This window comes from Moorena producens PAL-8-15-08-1 (assembly GCF_001767235.1).
GTDB lineage: Bacteria > Cyanobacteriota > Cyanobacteriia > Cyanobacteriales > Coleofasciculaceae > Moorena > Moorena producens_A.
Genome location: NZ_CP017599.1, coordinates 5,881,407 through 5,905,884, shown reverse-complemented (window position 1 = coordinate 5,905,884; position 24,478 = coordinate 5,881,407). Strand labels below are relative to the sequence as shown.

Below are 24,478 nucleotides of genomic sequence, written 5' to 3'. Positions count from 1 at the left end.
GTCCCCACAAAAAATCCTGGTGAACACTAACAGTTCAATGTCAGCCGTGCTCCAACCAAACTGCTAAATCTGTTACTGTCTCAAAATCCAACAACGCTTCACTCAATTCCTCCAATCGAGTAATGGATAATTCCTCAATCTGCTGTTGGAGCACAGGGTCAAGTAAACCTAACCTCAGGGTTAGCTGACGGATCACAATTAATAGGGCTCCCTCCTGCTTGCCGCGCTGGAGTCCCTTTTGGACTCCCTTTTGGATAATATCTTGATAGGTGACTGATTCTTCCATAACTTCCTCCCTCAACAATCGACGGACTAAATCTTTTTCAAACCGTAAACCAGCCAGTACATCCACACAGGCCGCTAGGTTTCCCCGTAATGGCTTTTCTTCAATTCTATCCACTGCGGCAACGACTTGCTCCAACAATAGATTAGGCCGATTACTCCTGGCTAAAGTTGCCAAGGGTAACAAAGCCCGATTGGCCAATAGTGGTTGAGGGTCTTGTTCCCACAGACGAATTACTCGATAACGGTGCCAGGTGTTAGTATGCCTAAACTCGTTAGTAAAGACCATCTGTGAGGTCGTAGACTTTAGGAAAATTACCACCTGTTCAATGGGACATCGGTACTTGCGGTGTAGTCTGACCCAATAGTCCAACATCCGAAATGGTAATGGTGGCTCGGATTGGGGCAGGCTTTGAAATTCTAGGTGCAGAATTTGGTTAGTACTTTGCAGTAGACTCAGAGCATCAGCTTGAATTGGTTCAGCACTTAATTCGGCTTTAAGTACCTGAATATCATCAGGTGCCTCACCCAATAGCCAGTGAAAAAACTCCGATGGGTATTCTTCTGCTAGGTATTTGCAGATATTATCGTAAGCCAAGGCAAATTTTTCAAAGTTAACAGTATCTCAGACACTGTATTAAATCTGAACCAGAAAATTGATCGCACCTGGATCTTGTTTATTGATTCAAGTTATGATACCGGAGCACTTCTGATTTGGATCAGATACAAAAAGAATAATAGTAAATCCAGTTAATCACTTCTAAGGGAATATTTCCCAAGTTTTTTGATACTGAATTTTGCCCCCCTAGCCCCCCAATTCTGGGGGGAACAAGAATCTATTTGCTGGTAGAAGTCCCCCAAAATTGATACTGCTGGCGAACTTAATATTTGTTTACAAAATAGTGAGCAGATGTGGAAAATATCCTTTGTTCGTCGTTGGTGTGGGACTATAAGTTGAAACAATTGTATTAGTTCTCAAACTCAGGAGTTGCCCCGATGTGCTTTAGAATTGAGAAAATAGCACCGATACCGCAACAGACAGCAACCATTGCTCGCTCAGCTTTTCCCAAAGGGAGTATAGTAATGAGTATCAGGGATGAATTGGGAATTCTATATGAGGATGAGCAGTTGAGAGCCTTGTTCCCATCAAAGGAAGGGCAACCGGCATCGGGATGCTTGGAGGTTAGCGCTAATCACAGTCATGCAGTACATCGAGGACTTAACTGATGCTCAAGCAGCCCAAGCGGTGCGAGGACGAATCGATTGGAAATATGCGTTAAGTTTGCCTTTAGAAGACCCTGGTATTGATAGTTCAGTCCATACGTGAGTTTCGAGGTCGATTAGTGAAAGCCCAAGCCGAAGAGTTGCTGTTAGTGAGACTTTTGGAACGATGTCAAGAGCGGGGATGGCTGAGTGGGGGTGGGGTGCAACGCAGCGACTCAACTCATGTGTTAGCAGCAATTCGGGTGATGCATCGTCTAGAAGTGGTTGGTGAGACCTTACGAGCAGCACTCAATAGTCTGGCAGTAGCAGTACCGCAATGGCTTCAGGAAAAAGTTCCGGTACAGTGGTTTGAACGCTATGGTAGTCGGGTTGAGGACTATCACATGCCCAAGGCTACCGATGAGCGCCAGCAGTTAGGGGAGACGATTGGTAGAGATGGTTATAGCCTGTTAGCTGCTGTATATGATCACGATGCCCCGGATTGGCTGATCAAGTTGCCTGCGGTTGAGGTGTTGCGTCAGGTAGTGGTACAGCAGTTTCACATCGATGCACACCAACAAGTACACTTCCGTCAACCCAACAATAGCCCGCCGTCGGCTCAATTAATTCACTCTCCCTACGATGTAGAAGCGCGATTCAGTCGCAAACGGGAAACTAAATGGGTGGGCTATAAGGTGCATCTGAGCGAAACCTGTGGTGAGAATGCCCCCCACCTGATTACCCATGTGGAAACTACTGTTGCCACCACCACCGATGTACAGGTAACTGATCGGATTCACCAAGGTCTTAAACAGCGTCAACTGCTACCATTAACTCATATTGTCGATACGGGTTATGTGAGTGCTGAGCAAATGCTCAATACTCAAGATACTTCTGGAATTGAGTTGCTGGCTCCGGTTTTACCCGATAGTAGTTGGCCTTCTCAAGCTGGTCTTGGCTTTGATGTTGCTAACTTTACGATTGACATCGGACGAGCAACAGGCAAAGTGCCCAACGGGGCAGATCAGTAAGAGTTGGAAGCCTGGTTCTGACCGTCGTGGTCATGACATCACCGGTAGTCGCTCATGGGGGAAACCCCCAAGACCGCGCTACCTGATTAAAGTAAGCTTTGCTAGCTCCACTTGTAAACTTTGTCTCCATCGTCCCTTGTGTACTCGCACCAAAAAGCAAGGGCGCACTATTACCCTGCGTCCTCAACGCCAACATAATGCCCTGCAACAGGCTCGCCAGACTCAAACCACAGAGGATTTCCAGCATCGCTATGCTCAGCGTGCAGGTATTGAAGGTACCTTAGCTCAGGGCATTAAAGCGTTTGGCTTACGTCGATGTCGCTATATCGGTTTGACTAAAACCCACTTGCAGCACATCATCACAGCTTGTGCCATGAATATTGTGCGTTTGGTTAATTGGTGGCTCGGAGTTCCATTTGCAGCTACCCGATGTTCTCGTTTTGCTGCTCTTGCGCCGACCTGTTGACCTATGTGTAAACAAATATTAAGTTCGCCAGCGGTATCAAAATTGGGGGATTTAGGGGGCTTGGATGTAGCAAATGAGACTTCTCAGACAACCTCTAAGGGTAAAATTTTAAAAATGCTGAAATCCCTTATTTAAACTCAGCAATTGATCAGCATAAGTGGCAGTTTTATCTTTCAACCAAACCTCATTACCACTAGTAATCTTGCCAATTACTGCTGCTCCCTCCCCCAGTTGTGCCACTAATTCCTCAGCAGTTTCATTGGGCAAACATAGCACTAATTCAAAATCTTCACCACCATACAACGCCCAATCCAAAGCTTGCTCTGGGGACACCAATTTACTCAAGCTTGGAGGCAGGGGAATTCGGTTAGGATCAATCTCAGCACCAACACCACTAGCACGACAAATTTGTACAATAGCATCTGCTAAACCATCGCTACTATCCATACCCGCAATGGATAGTTGGAGGGTTGAAGGTTGAAAGGTTGTTCGCGTAGCGTGGCCTTTTGGCCAAGGTTGTAGGGTTGAAGGTTGAAAGGTTGTTCGCGTAGCGTGGCCTTTTGGCCAAGGTTTAAGGGTTGAAGGTTGAAAGTTATCTGGTTGAAAGTTATCAGGTTGTAAGTTATCAGGTTGTAAGTTGGAACTTTCAACCTTCAACCTGTTAACCTGTAACTCTAGTAACCTGTTAACCTGTAACTCCAGTAAAGATATAACATCAAGTCTGGGTTGGGGACGCTGGTGAGCTTTAATCAGAGATAGCCGTTCCTCTAGACTTAAGTGTTTGCCGAAATCCGGCTTGAGGAGTAATTCTAGTCCAGCCCGGGAAGCACCATGAATACCTGTCACCACAATGGCATGTCCCACCTTGGCCCCTGTTCTGCGGATAGCTCGGTCGGGGTAGACTTGACCAAAGGCAGTGATAGCAATAGCAATAACCGGGGAGCGACAGATATCTCCCCCGACTATCGGTGTATTGTACTGGTTCAAACACTGAGTCATACCTTGGTAAAGTCTTTCAACCCAGCTAACCGCTACATCCCCTGTCAGGCTTAAGCCTACCGTAATGCCTAGGGGGGATGCTCCCATCGCAGCTAAATCAGACAAATTAGCAGCAGCAGCACGCCAACCAGCATCTTCTGGACTAGTAGTGCATTGGCTTACCCCACCATAGCGATCGCTAAAATGCACCCCATTCACTAAAACATCTGTAGTAATCACCAAGGATTGACCAGACTCTGGAGGGGGAATTACCGCTCCATCATCCCCTACAATCCCTGGTGGACAGAAAGGCTGTAACCGTTCTAGAAGACCTTGTTCTCCAATATCTCTTAGTAATTCAAGGGTCACGAGAAAACGATCTATCTATTGATTGATACTTCTGACTGGCATCGACTGAGCTAACGGAATTACTCCAGCTAATCCCTAGCTTCGCCGCAGGGGTTAAGGAGCTAACCGCTCAACCGATAGGATAGCTATGCCTGGGGCTCAACTAAATTTTCAGCCCCATCAATAACTCTCATCGACTCAATTACATCCCCTCGTTTGAGCTGTCTGAGTAACTCTTTGTTTTCTACCACATAGCCAAACACAGAATAGCGCCCATCCATAAAGTTAATACCAGCTGGGGTAAGTTCTGGTTGAAACAAGAAGAAGAAAAACTGAGAAGAGCCACCATTGGGGTCTTCTGCAGGACGTGCCATAGCTAGGGTACCATAAGCAGAGAAGGGCAGCACAGGTTGCTCACGATAACGACCAATTTCTTCCAGGGTAAACTCATAAACCGGTTCCGAGTCTCCTTTAAGCATGATTTCGATCGGAATCCCTCGATATTCACCAGTTTCCGGGTCAATAAAGCCTGTCGCTTTTCCTGGAGGGTCTCCTGCTTGGAGGATATAGTTATCTTCAGCACGGTTGAAGGTTAGACCATCATAGAAACCCCGCTGTACCAAATCCACAAAGTTACCGGCTGTGACTGGAGCATTGTAACCATCTACCACCATTCTCAAGGAACCTTCCTTTGTGGTCATTTCCACGGTAGCGCGACCCTTAAGTTGAGGTAAGTTACTATACTCTGGGGGTACCTCAAAGGGAAACTCCTCTACCATCAATTGTTCCAGTTCCCCAACTTTATCCAAGAGTATCCCGCGCTCAATCAAGACGTTTTCCTTGTCTTTAGCCTCCACAGCTTCTCGAATCTTAGCAATTTCGGCTTGGATCTCGGCAATTAGGGCTTCGCCTTGGGGTTTTCTGGCATCTGGAATGTCCGCTAGCAATTTCTGATCACTACTAGTTAAAACCACAGCAGCTTTAGTAATATCGCTGGTGATGGGACTCCAGCGTTTTCCCCGCATTTGTTGAGAAATATCCTCCAAACTGGCTTGTATTTTCCGCACTGGCTGATTATCTATCGGTAAGCCGTAGCGCAACAGAGCTCTACCATCAGTAATGGCATTACCCCCTGGTAATCGACTTTCACGAGCAGGTTCTTGATTACCAAAGTTAAACTTAAAGTTCCACCAAGCTCCACTCAGACCTAAGGAAAGGGACATTAACAGCAGCCCCAAGAGGGTAGTCTTGGTCAAGCGTTTCCACCAATCTGGCAAAGAGATCTTTAAACGTTTCATAAAAAATAATTGCCCCAAGCATTACACCAGTGGTGTCAAGGCTGATCCACAACGTATCAAAACTTCATCTCATATCTTCCCATGTCAAGGTAGTTTATGATACTGTTGAGCCGTTAGCGTGGGTCTTTCAGCAGCGTTGCTTAATAATGGAATGATTTTAATAGTTTTGTGGAATGGGCATCAGGCGTGGAACTGGCATCTTGCCAGTTTCATGCTTATTTTCGGGCGGGCAGGATGCCCACTCTACTGCTATTCAGCGCGAAGACTGACGCAACGCCCTTTCAGCTGGGGTCCGCGCCCATCACAGCAATAACCCACTCCCCTAGACAGGTTATCCCCCTCTCCCGATGTTCCTATCCCCCCATCGATGATTTCACTAGCTTTGAGGTGATTGGCCAAAAGTATCGCTTAGTTTAGGGTTGACAAGTCCCTTGCCGCAGCACTTTGGGACAAATCTTTACGTTAACCTCTTTAGTGCAACTTTCAACCTTCAACCTCTCAAGGGTAAAATAAGATGCCGATTGTTCTGCCCGAGTTAGCAGGTTAATGATTTCTAGTAACGACTTTCGCACCGGTGTCTCCATTGAGTTAGATGGATCCGTATGGCGGGTGGTGGAATTTCTCCACGTCAAGCCTGGAAAAGGTTCCGCCTTTGTTCGTACCAAACTAAAAAATGTCCAGACAGGGAATGTTGTAGAGAAAACCTTCCGGGCTGGGGAAACAGTACCCCAGGCAAACCTGGAAAAACGTGCCATGCAGCATACCTACAAAGATGGCGATGAATATGTCTTCATGGATATGGAAAGCTTCGAGGAAACTAGTCTAACTGAATCACAGATTGGCGATCGCTCCAAGTATCTCAGTGAAGAAATGGAGGTGAACATCCTGTTCTGGAACGACCAGATTCTAGAAGTAGAACTTCCCAATTCTGTAGTGTTGGAAGTAGTCGATACTGATCCTGGTGTTAAAGGTGATACCGCTACTGGCGGTACCAAACCAGCCAAGGTTTCAACAGGAGCTCAGGTGATGGTTCCTCTATTCATTTCCATAGGAGAGCGCATTAAAATCGATACCCGTAATGATTCTTATCTTGGTCGCGAGTAAATTGTTTTGATGCCTTTATTTGATGCCCTGAATAGATCATGGCAATCAAGATAATGGACTCACCTGACTACTAAGGCAAAATAATGCCAAAAAATCTTCATCCTTAGCCTTTAGGCCCAAGACCCTAACCTCTTTTTAAAAATTGTGGCATTAGACATCAATCAACTTCGTGATCTCCTAGCTGCTATTGCTCAAACCGATATTACAGAACTGACCCTCAAGAGTGATGATTTTGAACTCACAGTGCGTAAAGGGGTCAGTATCCCCCCTACTAGTGATTCCGGTGGACATAGCACTCCTTATCCAGGCGCTACAGGCTCCGTACAGGTAGCTCCAACACCAGTACCAAAACCAGAACCACCAGTACCTCCACCAGGGGTAGATCAAAAGTGGGAGGAAATTAAGTCACCCATGGTCGGGACATTTTACCGTGCTCCTGCTCCTGATGAAGACCCCTTTGTGGAGGTAGGGGAACGCATTAGTGCTGGTCAAACTGTTTGTATTATTGAAGCTATGAAGCTGATGAACGAAATTGAAGCAGAAGTGACTGGACAAGTAATGGAAATTTTGGTTAAAAATGGAGAACCAATAGAATATGGTCAAGCATTAATGCGGATTAAACCTGACTAAGCATTACTCCTTAGATAGGTTTCACAGATGTCAAGCTAATAATAGCTGCTAGAAGCGAAAATAGGTTTGCTGGGCATGCGAATTATAGGTCTGCCAACGTATATTTATTTGCCGCAGCGTCGGTTGAAAAATTTTCATCCAACGCTAGTGAGCAACTGCTCAAAGCAGTCTAAGCTGGGAAACCTCTAGAGTGGGAAGTTTTGATTGACATCTTGGCGAGTCAGTGGTTGATCAAGCATTAAGCCTTCTCCACCTAAAACCTCTAGTTGTTTCCCATCTACCTCAATCCATACTTGAGTATTGGGGTCTAGACTGCTTGCTGTATAAACAACTTGGGCCAGACGACCACTCATGGAGCTACTGCCTCCACCAACGGTAAATTCCTGGGACAAGTCTACATGAACACCATCACTTTTGAGAGAAACACCCCGTAGTTTTGTACCTTGGGGAATAGTGGTCGTAAATGTGCCATTGGTCGGCCCAGCCAATAAACTGTTGAATGCGCTCTCTAAGATCTCACCTTTGTTAAGGGTCTTATTATTTAAGGGAATTGGACTGGGAATTAAAACAATTTTATTATCAACATCATTGAGCCAATAGACCTGAATTTTTTCCTTAGTTGAGGGTTTGTCAGTTGTGGGTTGTATAGTCTGAGATGACTTGGGTGTAGATGACTCGGGTGTAGTTGTCACAGGCACTTCTGGAGAAGATTGCTGTGAACGCCATGCCCACCAGCTACCTCCACCTGCTGCTGCTAAGACTAGGATGGAAATACTGGCAATCACACCGAGAGGAATACCACGATCGTCTTGTTGGTCATGCATAATAACTGATTAATCAAAAGGTTGATTTACTGTAATTTGATTGGCTGTGCTCAGATCTGACTAGTGGCACGAAACCCAATTGATTTTTTGATACTTCATGCTTGATATTTCATCCTTCATATTTTATATTTAATACTTAACACGGTTTACTCCTTAATCCGCACAAATGCTGCTAATTCTAATTCACTAGGATTTAACTGGAATTGTAAGATTCGGGCTGTGATACCTTCATCTTCAATATTGCTGAGATTTAAACGCTGGCTAAGACTACCAACAAATAATTTGATTACCTGAGGAGGCAGTGGGTTCCCATCAACCGACAACTTTGGTTCAATTAGCTGTATGCTTTTCCCGCTCAGGATGGCCACACCGGAGTTTAAGATAATCTCTAGGGGTTGATTATCTCCTTGCTGTAATGTCACTTGTAAATAAATACGGTTGTTATCTAGGAAGTTTACTTGTGAATTCAGTAGTTTATAACGCCTACTGCCACGACTGATCACAGCATTGATCAAATCGTCTAATTGTTCTCTAACTTCCGGCGACTCTAGAGCTTGGTTAATATCTGACTCGGTTAAAACTAGACGCACTCCAGCTTGTAGCGGTTGCCTCAGAGAGTTCGCTAGTGAGTCTTTACCACTGTTACGGACCTTCTCTATATCAAGGTCAATCGGATCAGTTTCTAATTCCAACAGACCAATCCGGATATCTGGCGTCAGCCATAACCCCTTACCAGCAATTAAAACCTGGTCTACTTTGCCTGGCAAAATTTGATAATTGGGAGTGTTGTTAACTCGGACTTGCAATTGCTCGACCTGGGAAAACTGGGAGCGGATATTGCTTTCGATCACCTTGTCGAGGATGAAACCCACCCCAGAAATGACAGTGATTAAGCCTGATAGGAATATGGTCAAAAATTCCATGAAAAAAAAAGGCAGAACGTTAAAAGTGAGGTGAGGCAAGGAGGGGAGTTAAGGGAGATAGGGTAGGTGTAAATAGTAGAGCAAAATTCAAGTTAACTGTTAAGACTTGGGAACAATAAACTTGCCTATCAGGCAATAGAAGAGGATTCCATGCCTTCACACATCTTACACAGGTCTTAACACAGTTAACTTGATCAGGACTTACGCACCAAGACCCTTAAACCCTGGTTTCTGGTAATACATCAAAGGTTTAAATCGGTGTAATTACCGTCAATAACCAGCTGGCTGGGGTAAGTCCTGTTTATTTCTATCCATGTCCTTACCATAAAATTCCCTCTTAATCTTATCCCAAAACCCAGCTGAACAACCCTGTGCTAAGAGCAGGGTTGTTCAGCTGGTTTTCCTTCTCACAATTCAAATTTCAATGGAAACACCATAACGTCAGGCATAAATTGTGATAGCAAACAACCCCACACCAAGCTTTTAAGATGGTGTGGAGCTTTGAGAAGATTTTGTTAACTCTGGTCAACGGTCAACGGTCAACGGTCAACCTTTAACCAACAGCCGAGTTTTTATAAGAATCCTGCGGCAGCACTAAGGCTTTGAGGCACCTTACCGTTAGTGTGGTGAGTTTTTCCATTGCCATTACGGGGCTGGATTACTCCATATCCGCCATGATTGCGTTCATAGATTACATTAATCTCCCCGCTTTTAATGTTCCGGAACATATAAAAATCGTGGTCTACTAGCTCTAGTTGTTCCAAAGCTTCCTCTACAGTCATTGGCGGCATGGCAAAATACTTCATGCGCACCACTTCTTCCGGTAGCTCAGGAGTGCGATCGCTAATCAGATCAACTGGCACCGATTCTTCTTCTAGTATTACCTCTGTCTTTGCTTGATTACGGGTTTTCTGAGATTGCAGCTTCTCCTTATATTTGCGCAGTTGACGATGAATCTTATCAGCCACCAGATCAATGCTGGCATACAAGTTTTCAGTACCCTCTTGGGCACGAATCACTGTCTTATTGGCATAAATGGTTACTTCAGCTGTCTGTTTAGGGTTTATCCGAGGATTACGAGCCACCGATAGATTTATATCCACCTGATTGGTAATGTTTTGAAAATGATTGACCGCCTTTTCTATTTTTTGATGTACATAGTCACGAATTGCATCGGTGATATCGATGTTTTTACCTTGGATAACAAGCTTCATACTGACTACTCCATCTCGTAACGTTTGCGCTTGACAATAGCAGTGGAGGTTGGGGAGATCTGCTATTGCTTCATACTCTTACCCTATCACTTTGTATTCTAGAGAACATCAACTTTTGATTTCTCTTTAAATTCCTTTGCATTCGTTGACATTGATAAAATAGCGCATAAAGTATGAGATAATTAAGGATCGTGCGTAAATGTTTAATTAGTCATCAAGGCTTAGTCCCTTACACAGTGGCTTGGGAGCAACAGCGATCGCTAGTTAGTCAACGGCTCCAAGATTCCAGTTTGGATGATATTCTCCTGTTACTGGAGCATCCACCGGTTTACACCCTAGGAAAAGGATCCCGTCTTGACTTTCTCAAATTCGATCCCAATCAGGTTAACTGGGACGTGCATCGGATAGAGCGTGGTGGTGAAGTGACCTACCACTGTCCTGGACAACTGGTAGGCTACCCGATTCTCAATCTCCGGTATTATCGCCAAGATTTACACTGGTACCTCAGACAGCTGGAGGAAGTTTTGATTCAGGTTTTGGGTATCTATGGACTCAAGGGTGAGCGGGTGACTGGGATGACTGGTGTCTGGCTAGAAGGATGTAAAGTTGCTGCGATTGGCATTAAGGTGAAGCGCTGGATTACCATGCATGGCTTTGCTTTGAATGTCTGTCCTGACCTTGCAGGTTTTAATCATATCGTTCCCTGCGGCATTGCGGATAAACCGGTGGGTAGTCTAGCTCAGTTTATTGCCGATCTTAGTGTGGAACAGGTACGCTTAGATCTGTGTGGTAAATTTGCTGAGGTTTTTGGTGTGCAACTGATTGACCAAGGGGATTTTGCTGATACCAAATAGCTAAAGTACTGCTACAGCATGCTGGTTTTAGGGTAACGGTATTGCCTCTTTCCACCGTATATAGCGCTACACGCAAGTCAGCAAGGTTCTTGCCTCAGAAGTCAAAAGTAAGCTATGAATAAGTTTCGGAGTTTAGGAATGTCCGCTATTTGAATGCGTAGTGCTATATGTGTTAATTTTTATTAAAAAAATCACCAGCTGTGGAGACAGCTGGTATGGTCCACGTAATTAATTAGAGATACGTCGTCGTTTTCCATGAGGAAAATCCAGGCTGCGCGTTCCCAAACCGACAGCCTAAAAATTTCTTCTTTAAATTAATCGTAACAGAGAATACGTTCTTTTTTGTAATTAAAGTTTACATTTTTTTGGTTGAGGCAGATTTCATCACCGACAAAAGGGGGTTCGGGGGATTATCCCTCCCTAAGGGATAATCCCCCGCAGCCAGCCGTTCGCGCAGCGTGACCAAAGGTCAACGCGCCCCGCATGACCAAAGCTCAAGGGTTCAATACCCTTGAGGTTGGCTAATAAATCTTCCGGAATATCCACCCATCTTGATTTAGAATAAATGTAGATACTCACAAGTGAAATAATGGAGATTAAAAACACAGTACTGACTATAGTTTGCAAGATTCAACCAACCCCTGATCAAGCCAAGAAGATCGAGGCTACACTCAAGGGATTTGCCGATGCTTGCAACTATACTAATGCTGTGGTCAAGTCATCCATAACTAGCAAAAACACCATACAAGCCCAGGTTTATCAATACATTAGAGAGACCTACAGCTTGAGTGCTAATCTAGCGGTGAGAGTTTGCGGACGTGTAGCTGCGAACAGAAAAACTGCTAGGCACAAAAATAAACCGGTATTAGAATTTAGTCCGACCAGTGCTGATTACGATGCAAGAATTTTTAGTTATAGAGAAAAAGACCAAACTGTTAGCTTGACTTTAGTGGGTGGGAGAGAAAGGTTTCTTCTGCATATTGGAAGCTACCAAATCGGTAAGCTCAAAGACAAAAAACCTACTTCAGCTAAACTATGCAAGCATCGTGATGGCAATTACTACATCCATATCCAGGTAAAAGACAAGGCTCCTAAGCCCCAAAAAGTCAAAAAAGTGATTGGGGTTGATCTAGGACGTACGGATATTGCTGTAACTAGCGAAAATCAGAGTTTTTCTGGAAATCAGATCACGCAAGTTAGGGATAAGTTTGCCAGAGTCAGATCGCAAATCCAGCACAAAGCCTCGAAGGGCACAAGAAGTAGTAGGCGGAGATGTCGCCAACTTCAGAGACGGCTATCGGGCAAGGAAAGGCGTTTCCAGGCTTGGGTTAATCACAATGTAAGCAAGTCCATCGTAGAACTGGCGAAATCTCAAGGGGCGGTTATAGCTCTGGAAGATTTAACGGGTATCAGGGAAAGAACAAATCTCCAGCCAAGATCTAAAAAGGAAAGAAGAAGGTCTAATAATTGGGCTTTTTACCAACTTCGTGAATTTATACGATACAAGGCTTTAGAGGCTGGAGTAAAAGTTGTCTTTGTCGATCCCCGTTATACTTCTCAGACATGCCATAAGTGCCTACACATCCATCCAGTAAAAGGTAAGTCCTATAGGTCCCGGAAGCGCTACAAATGTGGTGCCTGTGGATGGAATGGGGACGCCGATTTCAATGGTTCTAAGATGATCCAGTTATTGGGGCAGAGTGTAACCCTGCCCGGAGGTTCGTACTTATCTTGTTCTCTAACAGATATTGTACAGGGCTACTAAAAGCCCCCGGTTTCTAGCCGTGGGGATTGGTTACATAATCACGACCTTGATCAGGACGCCCCCAGAGGATTTGCTCGTGCTTATAAATCGCCATGCCTGGTTTAGCGCCTTTGGGCTTGTAGACATATTTGGGTTTCGTGTAAACAACTGGTACCTGTTCACTCTGACACCCCCGGCTGTTGTAAGCGGCTAGATCAGCAGCAAATTGCAAATCTGCTGGATCCGCTACTGTTCCTGGCTCTAATCTCAGTAGTACATGACTCCCAGGAATCTCTTGGGTGTGAAACCAGAGGTCATAATCCCCAGCGGTACGAAATGTCAGCTGGTCATTTTGCCGATTGTTGCGACCAATCAATAATTCAAAGCCACTGGGAGTCTGATATCGATAGGGCTGTGAGACATCGGATAGATTACGACTCCTTTGAGCAGAAGCTTCTAAATATCCTTGCCCAATGAGCTCTTCGCGGATTTCCTGTAGGGTTTGTAAGTCCTCTAGAGTGTTATAGGTATTTAGCTGAGTTAATGATGCCTCGACTTGCTCTAAATACTGTATTTCATCCTGTACTTCTTTTAGTAATGGCTCAACGGCATCGCGAGTTCGTTTCAGTTTTTGGTGTCGCTTGTAGAAAGCTTGGGCATTTTGGACAGCATTTTTCTCAGGATTTAAGGGAATCTTGACTGGCTGGTTGGTTTCAAAGTCCGGTAGGGTGATCGATTTCATCCCTGGTTGCCAATCCTGGAGATATGCCATTAATAAGTCAGCTTTTTCTCGAGATTGATCAGCTTGGTCAGATTGCTGTAAACGTTCCTTAAAGCTAGAGGCTTTTTGCCGTAGTTTTCGTAGGTTATTATTTAGCTTCTGAGTCAGTTGGTTATGCAACCGGGAAAACTCGTGTTGATTGAACTGGTTAGTGTAGTAGGCATTGAGTAAGGTTTGGATATTTTTAGCTGGTTTAACTATCCCCCAATCCATTACCGTATATCCTTGCTTTGTCCAGCCTGGCTGAAAAAGGTTGGCAGGTTTAAGGTTAGCAGGTTTAAGGTTGTCTGTAGAGAAGTTGCTAGCGTTTAATAAAGTTTGTAACCATTGTTGCCAGCGTTGAAATAGGTTTTGCCAGTCGGATTCTTCTAGGTTTTCGGTGGATTGCTTTGGGTCTAAACCAGCTGCTTGTACCATTGAGCGAGCGAGGGTGGGACTCAATCCTCGATAACTTTTGAGTAACTGATTTGCTACTGCTCCTGGTATCAAACTTACTCGTTCTTGCCAGCTCTGGTAGGATTCAGTCAAACTGGGGCTAGTGCCAGTCAGGGCTGGTGGGAGTTCGTAAGGTTGACCGGTTTGAATAGTACGGACGCTGGATTGCTGGTTACTGACTTGATGAGCAGTGGTGACAATCAGATTGTCAGCATCAGTGAGGATTAGATTACTGTATTTGCCGATAATTTCTACATACAAATGCCAAGTCGGGGGTTCTCCAGGGCGTTTGGCAAATTGCAGGTCTAAGACTCTCTCCCAAGGGGCAATGGTTTCGATGGCAATTAGGGCAAAGCCACCTAACTGGTGCCGCAGTTGGTCACTAAAGGTGAAGGTGTCGGGAACCCTTGGTGGTGGATCTCCTATGCAAATCCGGGCAGCTTGGGGATGCCAACAAATGGTGAGCCAACCTCGACCATTTAGGGTGCGTAGGGCGATAGCAATGGTGTAGCGATCGCGTTGATAGACTTGTTCGGTACGTCCTGGTACCCAGGTAGCACGCAGCTCAGAACAAGCAGCGGTCAGGGTGGTATAGTCAACAGGTTGCATGTGCGAGATGCCAGATCTGAGCTTCCTAGGATTCGGGTTTGAGAATGCGTTCGCCTAGCGGCTCAATGGGCGCGCATCGCATTTGGGCTTTGGCTATGGGATGGGCTTTGCCCCGCTACGCGAACGCAGTCTAGTCCAGTTTCCATTTTGGGCATTTACATACTATTGTATAAGCTAGCCTTAGGGCTACGATCTTATAGGCTTTTTATCTCGCTTGTGAACATACTCTCAAAGGCAAGAGGCAAGAGGCAAGATGCAAGATGCAAGAGGCAAGAGGGGAAAGATATCCTCAGTTTTGTTGTCCAATAAAATAAAACATTCTAATTGTATATAGTCCCAGCATTACGTCGATTACTCGAACTTTTTTGAACTCGGTTTCAGCAATTAAACAATTGCTATTATAGGGGTGGTTAGCAATTATTATTTACGGCGATAATATTTTAAATTTAGCTCTAAAAATATGCGTAAATAACGCACAATAAGTTTATACTAATTAAGTAATATTTAATTTAAATTGTTTTAAAAATAATTACCCTTAAATAGTATTTTTGTGCTATAATAAAAGTGACCTTAATTAATAAGGTCAAAAACCAGCCCCCTGAACCTCAAAAACCACGGGGCTGGCTATTACCCCCTAGTAACATAGGAGATAATTTCATTATGACCTATCGAGACCGTCTTAGTCCGTGGGTAATTGTGCGGTTATTACCCAACATGCAACGAGTAGTTGTTGCTCGCTTCCGTAACCTTGTCTTGATGCAGTCGCTCATGGGGGAAACCACGGCAGTCGCTCATGGGGGAGACCCCCAAGACCGCGCTGCCTCCCCAAGACCGCGCTGCATCGCTTCAGATGCAGAGGGTCACTTGCGCCGTCTCCGACAGCTGATGCCTGATCTCAAATTTGTGATTATTTTTGATACTGGGGAGGAATTAGATAAAAAGTAAATAAATAACTGCTTGTTTGTGGACGGTTGACAGTGGTTTGTGGACAGGAAACAGTTAAGAGGTTGTCTGATAAGTCTCATTTGCTACATATAAGCCCCCTAAATCCCCCAATTTTGGGGTACTTTTACCAGCAAATAGATTCTTGTTCCCCCCAGAATTGGGGGGCTAGGGGGGCAAAATTCAGTATCAAAAAACTTGGGAGATATCCTCTAACAGTCAATCGTCAACTCAGGAATAAAAGTGTTATCAAAATTGACAGTAGACCTCTTGTTTATCTGAACAAAAAAAACTATAGTTTGTGTGGAGGTCAAATCTCCATTTGTCTACAGAGTAAAGGATAAATTCATGGGATGGTTAAAATCATCAGCCGCAAATCTTTAGGCACTCAACCTGTGTATGATATTGGTGTCAAGAGCGACCATAACTTTATTTTGGCAAACGGTATGGTTGCTTCCAATTGCTTCAACAAATCTCACTCCACCGCCTATGGCTATGTAACCTATCAAACTGCCTATCTCAAGGCGAATTACCCAGTTGAATATATGGCAGCGCTGCTGACAGCGAGTAGTAACAGCACGGACAAGATACAGAAATATATTGCTACTTGCTCAACTATGGGGATTGAGATTTTGCCACCGGATATCAATCGTTCTGATTTTGATTTTACCCCCATCTCTAATAGTATATTGTTCGGGTTTTCAGCAATCCGGAATTTGGGACACGGAGCAATTAATTGTATTATCAAGGCTCGGGAGACTGGTGGTGAGTTTAAGGCTTTGGCAGATTTATGCGATCGCGTGGATTTGCGCACCCTTAACCGCCGTGGTTTGGAAGCCTTGATTTACTGTGGTGCCTTTGATAGCATTCAGCCCAACCGCCAGCAACTTATCAAAGACCTAGAACCAGTGATGAGTTGGGGGCAAGACCGTGCCAAAGACCGAGAAAGTGGTCAGCTGAACATTTTTGATCTCTTTGGCAATACTAATTCTGAGCAAGATCAAAATCAGAACAATAATGCTTGGGAATCTGCTCCCAGCGCTCCACCAGTTTCTGATTTTTCACGCCAAGAAAAATTAAATTGGGAAAAAGAATTGCTTGGCTTTTATGTATCTGACCATCCTTTAAAATCAGCCCGTCCAGTAGCTCAAGTGCTTTCTCCTGTCAGTTTGGCCGAGTTAGGAGACCAAAAGAAGGGAACAACGTTGAGTGCTATTGTGATGCTCACTGAAGTCAAGCCTCACCTCACCAAAAAAAATAATGAACGCATGGCCTTTGTACAGATGGAAGATCTGACCGGTCAAGCTGAAGGAGTTGTATTCCCGAAAACTTACGAAAAAATTAGTTCATTACTGCAAGCCGATTCCCGTTTAATTATTTGGGCAAAGGTGGATGAGCGAGATGAAAAAATTCAGCTGATTATTGAGGATGCTGAGCTAATTGAAACTTTACGAACAGTAGTAGTAGAACTTACCCCTCAGGAAGTTACGACAAACAACCTTAACCAATTAAAATCGATTCTGCAAAAACATTCCGGTAAAAAACGTCAGGCAAAAGTACCCGTACTGGCAACTATTCCTACACCCCAGCAGTATCAATTTGTCCGTTTTGATTCTAAATACTGGGTGCAAGATGACCAAGTAACCGTTAATGCTCTCAAAGCTAGCGGATTTGATGCCCGTACTGCTCCAGTTATTAGGAGTTGAGTCTGATAGCTTACAAAAATCGAGCCAATAATTCTTCACGAGACAATTGTAGCAATAGGGGGGTAAATTCTTCTGGAGAGAGTGCAATCAATGGCTCAATGATGGCGAGGAGTTGCTGGTCTAGTTCACCAAAACGCGATCGCAATAAGTAAGTGACCATACTACGGCGTTCGTTTTGCATACCTTGGACTAGTCCCTCCTGTTTGCCAAGCTGAGTAGCCACTTGAAGTCGTTGTTGATAAATCCCAGATAATTGCATTACTAACTCCCGGTCATCTTCCTCTAGGTCTTGATTCTGTTTTATACGTGCCTCTAATATCGCGCCTCTTGTCATATACTAATTCTAGGATATTGGCTTTGAGCTGACTCTCACTCGGCAGGGATTTCAATTCCTCAATCGCCTGCTGTTGTACTCTACCTCTACCGAGAATTCTCAACCATAAGGTTTCTGGCGTTACCGGCAGTTGGTGAATCGCCATAATTGCCGTATACAACGATTTCCCCAGAAAGTAGATACCTCTGGGAAAATTAACCAGATCTGGTTGAGCATGGAAGCTTTCCAAAAACTCTTCCGAAGCGGTTGGGGATAGAATCCATAAACGAGGCAATTCAGTGACCCTAACTTGGGCATGAGCTCGCTTAGCCTGACGGAACAGTTGACCATGAACCTCCGCCAGTTTACCGATACAACTGAGTACCTCCGCTTTAGTGACTGGGTTGCGGAAGGGTTCAAACATTGCAGGAGTTGTAGCCAGTTCTCCGAGTAATCCCAGGTTTTGTGCATTGGTTACTAGTGCTGGGGATGGCACAAAGTAAACATCAACTTGTTGGACTTCCCCAGCTACTTCCCAGCTCGTTTCTACCTTACCAAGTGGGTCTAGGAGTTCTTTAAGATATTGCTTGGCAAATTGGTCATGGACTTTTCAGGTCATGGAACACCCTCAGGACTATTGATTTAATTAGTAAGCCAAAAGTCCATTTTATAGAACGTGATATAACCAGCTAAAATCCTATCTTATTCCCTAACTCCAACTTCTTATCTTCTTAGCCATCTCCTAAAACTATAGCGTTTCTCATAGCTAAGAGGTACACAGATTTTTTTCCCTATTCCCTATTCCCTATTCCCTATTCCCTGTTCCCTACTCCCTACTCCCTACTCCCTGCTCCCTTCTGTCTCAACCTGAACCAGGATTTTGCTGAGGATTAGAAGAGCCAATAAATTCAGATTGGACCTCCTCCAGTTCCCGATCAAGTTTAGTTTTAGTTTTCGGTAAACTACTAGACCCAGCAACCTTAGACCCAAGAGTTTGATGGGTTGATTTAGTAGTCGGATTACCCATAATTTCAGACTTCAATTCTTCTAATTCTTGAGCAATCCTTTTATTCAATCCCCCAACTGCTGGCTTTGATGGTACAGTAGGTTTGATCGGTGTAACTGGTTTTCGTTGTCTTAGAGGTGTAACTGGTTTTTGTTGCCTTAGAGGTGTTGCGGGAGTTCTCTGAAGATGTAAATCTTTACTTACCTCAGCCGCTGATTGATAACGTCGGTTAATAGCCCCCGCTATCATCTTGTCGATGATGCGACCAAGCTGATCACTAATAGGATGACTCAAAAAGTTGCGCCATACCCAGACACCCTCCCTCACATCAAATAAATCACAGGGGTGCCTATGGGTCAACAAATGAATACAAGTGATACCAAGACTATAGATATCACTGGCAAAAACTGCTCTACCAATACTTTGCTCTGGTGATACATAACCAAATGAGCCAATCGCTGTCCCAGTTTTCCCTAGACTAGTGCCAGTAGCAGCTTTCGATGCTCCAAAATCAACCAGAACCAGTTGACCAGGGACCTGGGTTGCTCCCCCCACAACAGAAGACCTTAAACCCCTGCGGCGAATAATATTTTCTGGCTTGATGTCCCGATGGATAACATGATGTTGATGAACAAAATGCAGCAATGGCAGCAAATCATCCAGTAGCGCCCGAATTTGTGCTTCATTAAATCCACCCCGACTGGCCAGTTCTTGCAGTAAGTTTTGTCCATCGATAAACTCTTGCACCAAATACTGTTGGCTATCTTGACAAAAATACGCCAGCAGTTCCGGAACTTGAGGATGTTTGCCCAACTCATCCAGCCGAACCGCTTCCAGGGTGAATAACTCAGCTGCCTTTTGAACCGTGTTAGTTCCCTGGGCTTGGGGAAAAAACTGCTTGATGACGCAGGGAGGTTTGGAAGGTTTATCTTCATCCACAGCCAAGAAGGTTTTACCGAATCCACCTTGACCTATAGGTTTAATCCCTCGGTATCGCTCTTTGAGCAACAACTTCGAGCCACAGGCAATGCAAAATTTAGTTCCTTCTCGATTTTTGGGATTGGGGCAAGTGGGATTGAGACAGTAGCTCATTATACTGGTCAGCAGTCGGGCTTTTATCTATAATTATATATTGCCCTATATACGAATAGATATTTTTGAGGCCATATTCCCTACTCCCTACTCCCTACTCCCTACTCCCTACTCCCTACTCCCTGTTCCCTTTGCTAGATGTTCCATAATTGCTTGTCGGAAGCCCAATACTACTAAAGTATTGGACAGGGTTAAAAAAAACTCAGCACTGCCATGTAGCCAATCCACATCAGCTAATGCTTCATGATAAGCTACCTCAGAATAAATTCCAGCTGGGATGGTAATAAAAACAAACACCAAGAGGACGTAAAATCCGATTAGCGCTAAACGGGGTGTTTGTCCAGAACGAGTGATAAACCATAAGAATCCTAGGTAAGGAAATAGGGAAATAGCAAATAATGTCTCTTTAGAAATCATTTGAATATTAGGAAAAATGCTTGTCTTGTCAAAATGATTGGTAAAACGTCAGCCGTGAGCTAAAAGCTCACGCTACGCGTTCAGCCGTCAGCCGTCAGCCGTCAGCCGTCAGCTGATAGCTGATAGCTGATAGCTGATAGCTGATAGCTGATAGCTGATAGCTGATAGCACCTCAAGTAGCATCTCAAGTAGCGCTAATCGCTGAGTGATTACCGTAAAACTTATCCCTGGCATTGGTAGCAACCCTACGCTGAACGCCAAATCCACCAAGCTGCTCCACAAAGGGTACAGTTACCTACAACCGTCATCGCTGCTTGGACTGTAACCATCCACTCCAGGGATTGTTGGTTGTCAAAAAAGTGCCAGGTGATAGCACACATCGCACTGACCAATGCTGGTAACATGGCAAAAGACAATGCCCACCATGCACGATTGCCAGTAATTTCACCATAAGTCCAGATTAACCAAATTGCAGCGATCCACTCGATAACACTGGAAATGTGAATAATCCAAGTTGGAATTGATAGAGCATGCATAAAAAAACTTAGTACTACAGACTAATAGGTAATGGGTAATGGGTAATGGGTAATGGGTAATGGGTAATGGGTAATGGGTAATGGGTAATGGGTAATGGGTAATGGCTTAGGAGTAATCACAATTAGTAATTTAAAAATTACTAATTTAAAAGTTACCAAAACCCAAGCTTGATAATAGTAATGCTTCTAGACATCCCATTATCTCCACTTTACTTGTTTGATTATACCAAGATTATACCAGCTAGTTTACCTAAACTTGAAAATCTTATTAGTACTAATGCCTAATTCATAATCCGAATATGCCAAATTATATCCTAACTAAATAAAATAGTAGAATCACTTACACAATCAAAAAGCCCTGATGTTATCGTCGGAATTAAACACATTCTGACTGATTATTATAACTATGACATCACAAGATGTTTTTGAAAAAGGTGGTTTCGAGAGCAGTGATTTTACCAATTGGCAGACTATCGGCGATGCTAGACTTGAAACAGAAACATTTGGAATCAGCCCAACTCAAGGAAGCTACCAAGCATTAATTACCAATGGAAACCAGTCTGTCAGCATTGCTCAACTGGAAAACTTCTTGGGGTTAAATACAGCAGAGTTAGATCAACTAGGCAATGGGAATGTTAATCAAGGATCAGCTATTCAATTCACACCAATTACTGTAGAAGCTGGGGACATTTTGAGGTTTGATTGGAACTTCATCACCAATGAGAACACCTCTAACAATGTTTATAACGATTTTGCCTTTGTCTCTATCTTTTCAGGGGACGTGTTGGAACTAGCAGATACAACTAGTGACTTTGTCGCCTCCACGACTTCTTTTAATTCACAAACTGGCTACAAAACATTTACTTACGAGTTTACAACAGCTGGCACGTTTACCTTCAGTATAGGAGTTGTGGATCTGGCCGATTCTACGGTTGATTCTGGGCTGCTGATTGATAACCTGACACTGAATGGCTTGATATTTGAAGATGACTTTGATCCGGATAGCGATAATAACCAATGGGCAGAAATTAGCAATGGTCAAGTTAATACCAACTTTGGTGGCGATGGTAACTCCCTTTGGTTTGATGGCGGTTCTGCAGAAGATAACTCCCGTTATGCTATTACCCAAGCCCTAGATGTTTCCCGTGGCGGTACTATTTCCTTTGACCTAATCATTGGTAATATCATTGGTAATAGTAATAATGGAGGGGAGAATGCCGATTCTGGGGAAGATATCGCTCTTGAATATTCCATTGATAGCGGTATCTCTTGGGTAAGACTGGGTTTGTACGACACAGAAGACTACATAAGTTGGACAACTATTACTGAGAGCATTGACACCGATGCTATAACTAGTGCTACTCAGTTCCGCTGGCTACAGCTTAACCATAGTGGTTCTGGATTCGATAACTGGGCTATTGATAATGTACATATTGATTTGCTTTAGATTATGAATTACTATAATCATCTGTTTGATTTAATTAATGTAAAATCAATAACGGAAAAGATAAAAAAAAAAGTAAAAATGGAAAATGGAAAAAGCCTAGAATAAATATACATGCCTAATTGACATGTCTAGGTTTACCATTTCCCCTGTAAATGGATAAATTAATCTGATGATTGCCGTATTTTTTTTATATCAATCCTTAGTTCAATTAAGAGCTGCTATTTCTAGTTTAGATAATAGCTCTTTCTCAACGTATTCCAGGTGATGTAAATCCTCAGCTACAATTAGTAGAGTAACATCCCCTTGAGTTTGTAAGGTGTCAAATTCATAAGGAAAAACAAAATTCTGAGTACTATTACCCTGGTAGATTAAGGAACCAATCTTTTCCCGTAGGGTGCTAAAACTACAGGGTTCGATTTTAAGTCTCAACACCTTCCAGCATCCATCGTAGTCACTAGAACCAAACAACTTGTCAAGAATAAAAAACGCAAAGGACGATCCATTCAGTCGGGCGTTGTTTTCGATCGGAAATATTCCTTGATCTGTGACAATATAATCGATGCCTAAGATGCCAAGATAGCCATCATCTCGCATCTGCTGGGCGATTTTGAAGGAGTAATCGCGAATTAACCCTTCTATCCGGCTTGAATAGGGTTTTCCTTTCACGTTACCGATATGTTTTAACCCATGAAACAGCTGGCATGTTATGCCCAGATGAGCAATTTCTCCATTGCTGCCAATCATCCACTGGTCATTGGGGGATGTAATGACTTTGAGGAATGGCTCAATTAAAAAACAACTCTCTGTCGATGCCAGCATTTTTGGGATATGAGTCTCAAGGTTACTGCTGTTAACTTTATAAAGTGATGAGCCTACAGAGCCTTGTGCGCCCCGGATCAGTAACGTCTCATAATCCTTAAGCCAACCTAAGATTTCCTGTCGCAGTTCTGTCTCAAAATCCTCAGAGTCTGATGATTTACTCAGGATAGTTCCTGGTACTGTGGGAATACCAAGAGACTGACACAGGGACTTGAAGGTGGACTTGTCAAAATACTTTAAGGTAATAGACTGATCACAGCCAAAAAAAACGGCATCAATGGTTGACGCCGCCTCTTTATCTACATCTGCCGAATAATAAGGAACAAACACCAAAGGTTTTCCGATAGATGCAAGAAATGCTCTAACTTCATCCGCTTTTTGCATTATCAGCTCTGAGAGCAGTGCTGGTTCATTTTCACGGTTGAAGGCAAAGACTTTCTGGGGTCCTAAGCCAAGATTTTTCAGCCAGTCGTAGTACTCTGCATCCAGATTTCCAGGAATCATCACGACATCGTCTGAACCAGCTACAGCTAGGGCTCGTGACGCCCAAGGTTCAAGTGTATTCTTGCCCTGAAAGTGGGGTTGGCTTCGGATATCGAAGGCAAATACCCTTACTTGATCGGAATTTGAGGAAATCAAGTCCAGAATAGAGCTTGATTTTGCGATCGCATTTGAGTTTACGCTTGAGTTCAATTCATCCTCTTGATGGGTGTGATTACTAATTAACCTTTTGCTCGCAACAGCAACATCCATATGCTTACTCCATACAGACCTAACTACGACTTATTACAATTTACAAAAGAGCGACATTAAAAATGAACCTATCTCCGTCTAGGAGTAGGACAAACCTTGCCCGCTGCTACCCTCGTGCTTAACTATGAGTAGTTAACCATAAGAACTGCTCTAGAGTCAAGACCCTATCCCACAAGTGTTACTCATGGGATATGCTAAATGCACCCTGTTTTGATGAGGGGTTATGGACACAAAATTAGCGGCAATTGCCAAGTGCGCTTAAGCGCTCCTACAGGCTATGCAATCCTAATCCTATAACTCTAACTGCTATAAAAATTAAATTTCGACTGATTTTTTTAACATTTTCTCATAATTAGGTGTTTGGTGTTTGGTGTTAAGTGTTTGGTTAATGGTGTTTGGTGTTTGGTTAATGGTGTTTGGTTTTAGATTTTAGAACCGGAACAGATACAAACAATCACCTGATGGATCATTTCCCATTACTTGTAGAACTGTTGCGGAGTTATAGCCCTTGGACACTGACTGTAGGGTTGGATCAGTTATCGCTCTCTCTTTAGTTAGAGAGTTAGGGGACCCAGGGCAGGTATAGGTTTTACCATAGTTATTGTTTCTTTAGTTATTTAAACTTTTTTGATAACACAAAAAGTTTAAATAACGCAATTAACCCCTAAAAGTCCGGGAATTATTTTTATAATGGGATCATCTATCCAAATCAACATAAATCAA

The 24,478-nt window shown here is 43.7% G+C and carries 23 protein-coding genes and 1 pseudogene; 9 read left to right on the top strand and 15 right to left on the bottom strand.

Annotation, left to right across the window (positions count from 1 at the left end; translation table 11 throughout):
• Positions 1-40 precede the first annotated feature (40 nt).
• Complete coding sequence (locus tag BJP34_RS21635) at positions 41-880, bottom strand: Rpn family recombination-promoting nuclease/putative transposase (protein WP_070394128.1); 840 nt, start codon at positions 878-880, stop codon at positions 41-43.
• Between the two features lie 398 nt (positions 881-1,278).
• On the opposite strand from BJP34_RS21635, the pseudogene BJP34_RS21630 reads away from it, so the two are divergent.
• Positions 1,279-2,982, top strand: a pseudogene (locus tag BJP34_RS21630) (IS1182 family transposase).
• Between the two features lie 108 nt (positions 2,983-3,090).
• Here BJP34_RS21630 and thiL read toward each other — a convergent pair.
• Entirely contained in the window at positions 3,091-4,329 is a 1,239-nt protein-coding gene (gene thiL, locus BJP34_RS21625) for a thiamine-phosphate kinase (RefSeq protein ID WP_070394127.1), read from the bottom strand.
• 125 nt (positions 4,330-4,454) lie between these two features.
• Positions 4,455-5,606: a peptidylprolyl isomerase gene (locus BJP34_RS21620; protein WP_070394126.1), complete on the bottom strand. Its 1,152-nt coding sequence runs from the start codon at positions 5,604-5,606 to the stop codon at positions 4,455-4,457.
• A 168-nt stretch (positions 5,607-5,774) separates the two neighbouring features.
• Between BJP34_RS21620 and BJP34_RS40525 the strand changes: the two genes are divergently transcribed.
• The 3 genes from BJP34_RS40525 (at position 5,775) to accB (ending at position 7,340) form a co-directional block, all read left to right on the top strand.
• On the top strand, positions 5,775-6,023 hold the full coding sequence (locus tag BJP34_RS40525) for a hypothetical protein (RefSeq protein ID WP_149031104.1): 249 nt from the start codon (positions 5,775-5,777) through the stop codon (positions 6,021-6,023).
• Between the two features lie 129 nt (positions 6,024-6,152).
• Positions 6,153-6,710 carry an elongation factor P gene (gene efp, locus BJP34_RS21615; RefSeq protein WP_070394125.1) on the top strand — a complete coding sequence of 186 codons (558 nt, stop codon included), beginning with the start codon at positions 6,153-6,155 and terminating at the stop codon, positions 6,708-6,710.
• Positions 6,711-6,854: 144 nt separating this feature from the next.
• A complete protein-coding gene (gene accB / locus BJP34_RS21610; protein WP_070394124.1) occupies positions 6,855-7,340 on the top strand; it encodes an acetyl-CoA carboxylase biotin carboxyl carrier protein in 486 nt (161 codons plus the stop codon).
• Between the two features lie 185 nt (positions 7,341-7,525).
• Here the strand turns inward: accB and BJP34_RS21605 are convergent, their stop codons facing one another.
• The 3 genes from BJP34_RS21605 to hpf all read right to left on the bottom strand — a co-directional run bounded on the left by BJP34_RS21605 (position 7,526) and on the right by hpf (position 10,301).
• Positions 7,526-8,164 (bottom strand): GerMN domain-containing protein, encoded by a 639-nt coding sequence (locus tag BJP34_RS21605; RefSeq protein ID WP_070394123.1) that lies wholly within the window; start codon positions 8,162-8,164, stop codon positions 7,526-7,528.
• A 146-nt stretch (positions 8,165-8,310) separates the two neighbouring features.
• On the bottom strand, positions 8,311-9,087 hold the full coding sequence (locus BJP34_RS21600) for a DUF2993 domain-containing protein (RefSeq protein WP_070394122.1): 777 nt from the start codon (positions 9,085-9,087) through the stop codon (positions 8,311-8,313).
• Positions 9,088-9,659: 572 nt separating this feature from the next.
• Positions 9,660-10,301, bottom strand: coding sequence for a ribosome hibernation-promoting factor, HPF/YfiA family (gene hpf / locus BJP34_RS21595; RefSeq protein ID WP_070394121.1), 642 nt, complete (start codon positions 10,299-10,301; stop codon positions 9,660-9,662).
• 191 nt (positions 10,302-10,492) lie between these two features.
• Between hpf and lipB the strand changes: the two genes are divergently transcribed.
• Complete coding sequence (lipB, locus tag BJP34_RS21590) at positions 10,493-11,155, top strand: lipoyl(octanoyl) transferase LipB (RefSeq protein ID WP_193431272.1); 663 nt, start codon at positions 10,493-10,495, stop codon at positions 11,153-11,155.
• 420 nt (positions 11,156-11,575) lie between these two features.
• Here the strand turns inward: lipB and BJP34_RS44025 are convergent, their stop codons facing one another.
• Positions 11,576-11,734, bottom strand: coding sequence for a hypothetical protein (locus BJP34_RS44025; RefSeq protein WP_158517372.1), 159 nt, complete (start codon positions 11,732-11,734; stop codon positions 11,576-11,578).
• A 10-nt stretch (positions 11,735-11,744) separates the two neighbouring features.
• Between BJP34_RS44025 and BJP34_RS21585 the strand changes: the two genes are divergently transcribed.
• Positions 11,745-12,920: an RNA-guided endonuclease InsQ/TnpB family protein gene (locus tag BJP34_RS21585; RefSeq protein WP_070394119.1), complete on the top strand. Its 1,176-nt coding sequence runs from the start codon at positions 11,745-11,747 to the stop codon at positions 12,918-12,920.
• Positions 12,921-12,933: 13 nt separating this feature from the next.
• Here BJP34_RS21585 and BJP34_RS21580 read toward each other — a convergent pair whose 3' ends face one another.
• Positions 12,934-14,724, bottom strand: coding sequence for an Rqc2 family fibronectin-binding protein (locus BJP34_RS21580; RefSeq protein WP_070394118.1), 1,791 nt, complete (start codon positions 14,722-14,724; stop codon positions 12,934-12,936).
• Positions 14,725-15,384: 660 nt separating this feature from the next.
• On the opposite strand from BJP34_RS21580, the gene BJP34_RS21575 reads away from it, so the two are divergent.
• Both BJP34_RS21575 and BJP34_RS21565 read left to right on the top strand, forming a co-directional pair.
• Positions 15,385-15,669, top strand: a complete 285-nt coding sequence (locus BJP34_RS21575; protein WP_070396811.1) for a hypothetical protein — start codon at positions 15,385-15,387, stop codon at positions 15,667-15,669.
• 350 nt (positions 15,670-16,019) lie between these two features.
• Entirely contained in the window at positions 16,020-17,372 is a 1,353-nt protein-coding gene (locus tag BJP34_RS21565) for an OB-fold nucleic acid binding domain-containing protein (RefSeq protein ID WP_070394116.1), read from the top strand.
• A gap of 10 nt (positions 17,373-17,382) precedes the next feature.
• On the opposite strand, the gene BJP34_RS50095 is transcribed toward BJP34_RS21565, so the two are convergent.
• The 6 genes from BJP34_RS50095 to BJP34_RS44020 form a co-directional block, all read right to left on the bottom strand.
• Positions 17,383-17,631 (bottom strand): hypothetical protein, encoded by a 249-nt coding sequence (locus tag BJP34_RS50095; RefSeq protein ID WP_324610949.1) that lies wholly within the window; start codon positions 17,629-17,631, stop codon positions 17,383-17,385.
• 13 nt (positions 17,632-17,644) lie between these two features.
• A complete protein-coding gene (locus BJP34_RS46070) occupies positions 17,645-18,181 on the bottom strand; it encodes a hypothetical protein (protein WP_324610948.1) in 537 nt (178 codons plus the stop codon).
• Between the two features lie 366 nt (positions 18,182-18,547).
• Positions 18,548-19,783: a serine/threonine-protein kinase gene (locus BJP34_RS21555; RefSeq protein WP_070394115.1), complete on the bottom strand. Its 1,236-nt coding sequence runs from the start codon at positions 19,781-19,783 to the stop codon at positions 18,548-18,550.
• A 108-nt stretch (positions 19,784-19,891) separates the two neighbouring features.
• Positions 19,892-20,200, bottom strand: a complete 309-nt coding sequence (locus BJP34_RS21550) for a DUF3593 domain-containing protein (protein WP_070394114.1) — start codon at positions 20,198-20,200, stop codon at positions 19,892-19,894.
• 245 nt (positions 20,201-20,445) lie between these two features.
• Complete coding sequence (locus BJP34_RS21545; protein ID WP_070394113.1) at positions 20,446-20,736, bottom strand: DUF2499 domain-containing protein; 291 nt, start codon at positions 20,734-20,736, stop codon at positions 20,446-20,448.
• A 21-nt stretch (positions 20,737-20,757) separates the two neighbouring features.
• Positions 20,758-20,895: a hypothetical protein gene (locus tag BJP34_RS44020; RefSeq protein WP_158517371.1), complete on the bottom strand. Its 138-nt coding sequence runs from the start codon at positions 20,893-20,895 to the stop codon at positions 20,758-20,760.
• Between the two features lie 247 nt (positions 20,896-21,142).
• Here BJP34_RS44020 and BJP34_RS21540 point away from each other — a divergent pair, with 247 nt between their 5' ends.
• A complete protein-coding gene (locus BJP34_RS21540) occupies positions 21,143-22,183 on the top strand; it encodes a hypothetical protein (protein WP_070394112.1) in 1,041 nt (346 codons plus the stop codon).
• A 204-nt stretch (positions 22,184-22,387) separates the two neighbouring features.
• Here the strand turns inward: BJP34_RS21540 and BJP34_RS21535 are convergent, their stop codons facing one another.
• Complete coding sequence (locus BJP34_RS21535; RefSeq protein WP_070394111.1) at positions 22,388-23,755, bottom strand: hypothetical protein; 1,368 nt, start codon at positions 23,753-23,755, stop codon at positions 22,388-22,390.
• Positions 23,756-24,478: the final 723 nt, after the last annotated feature.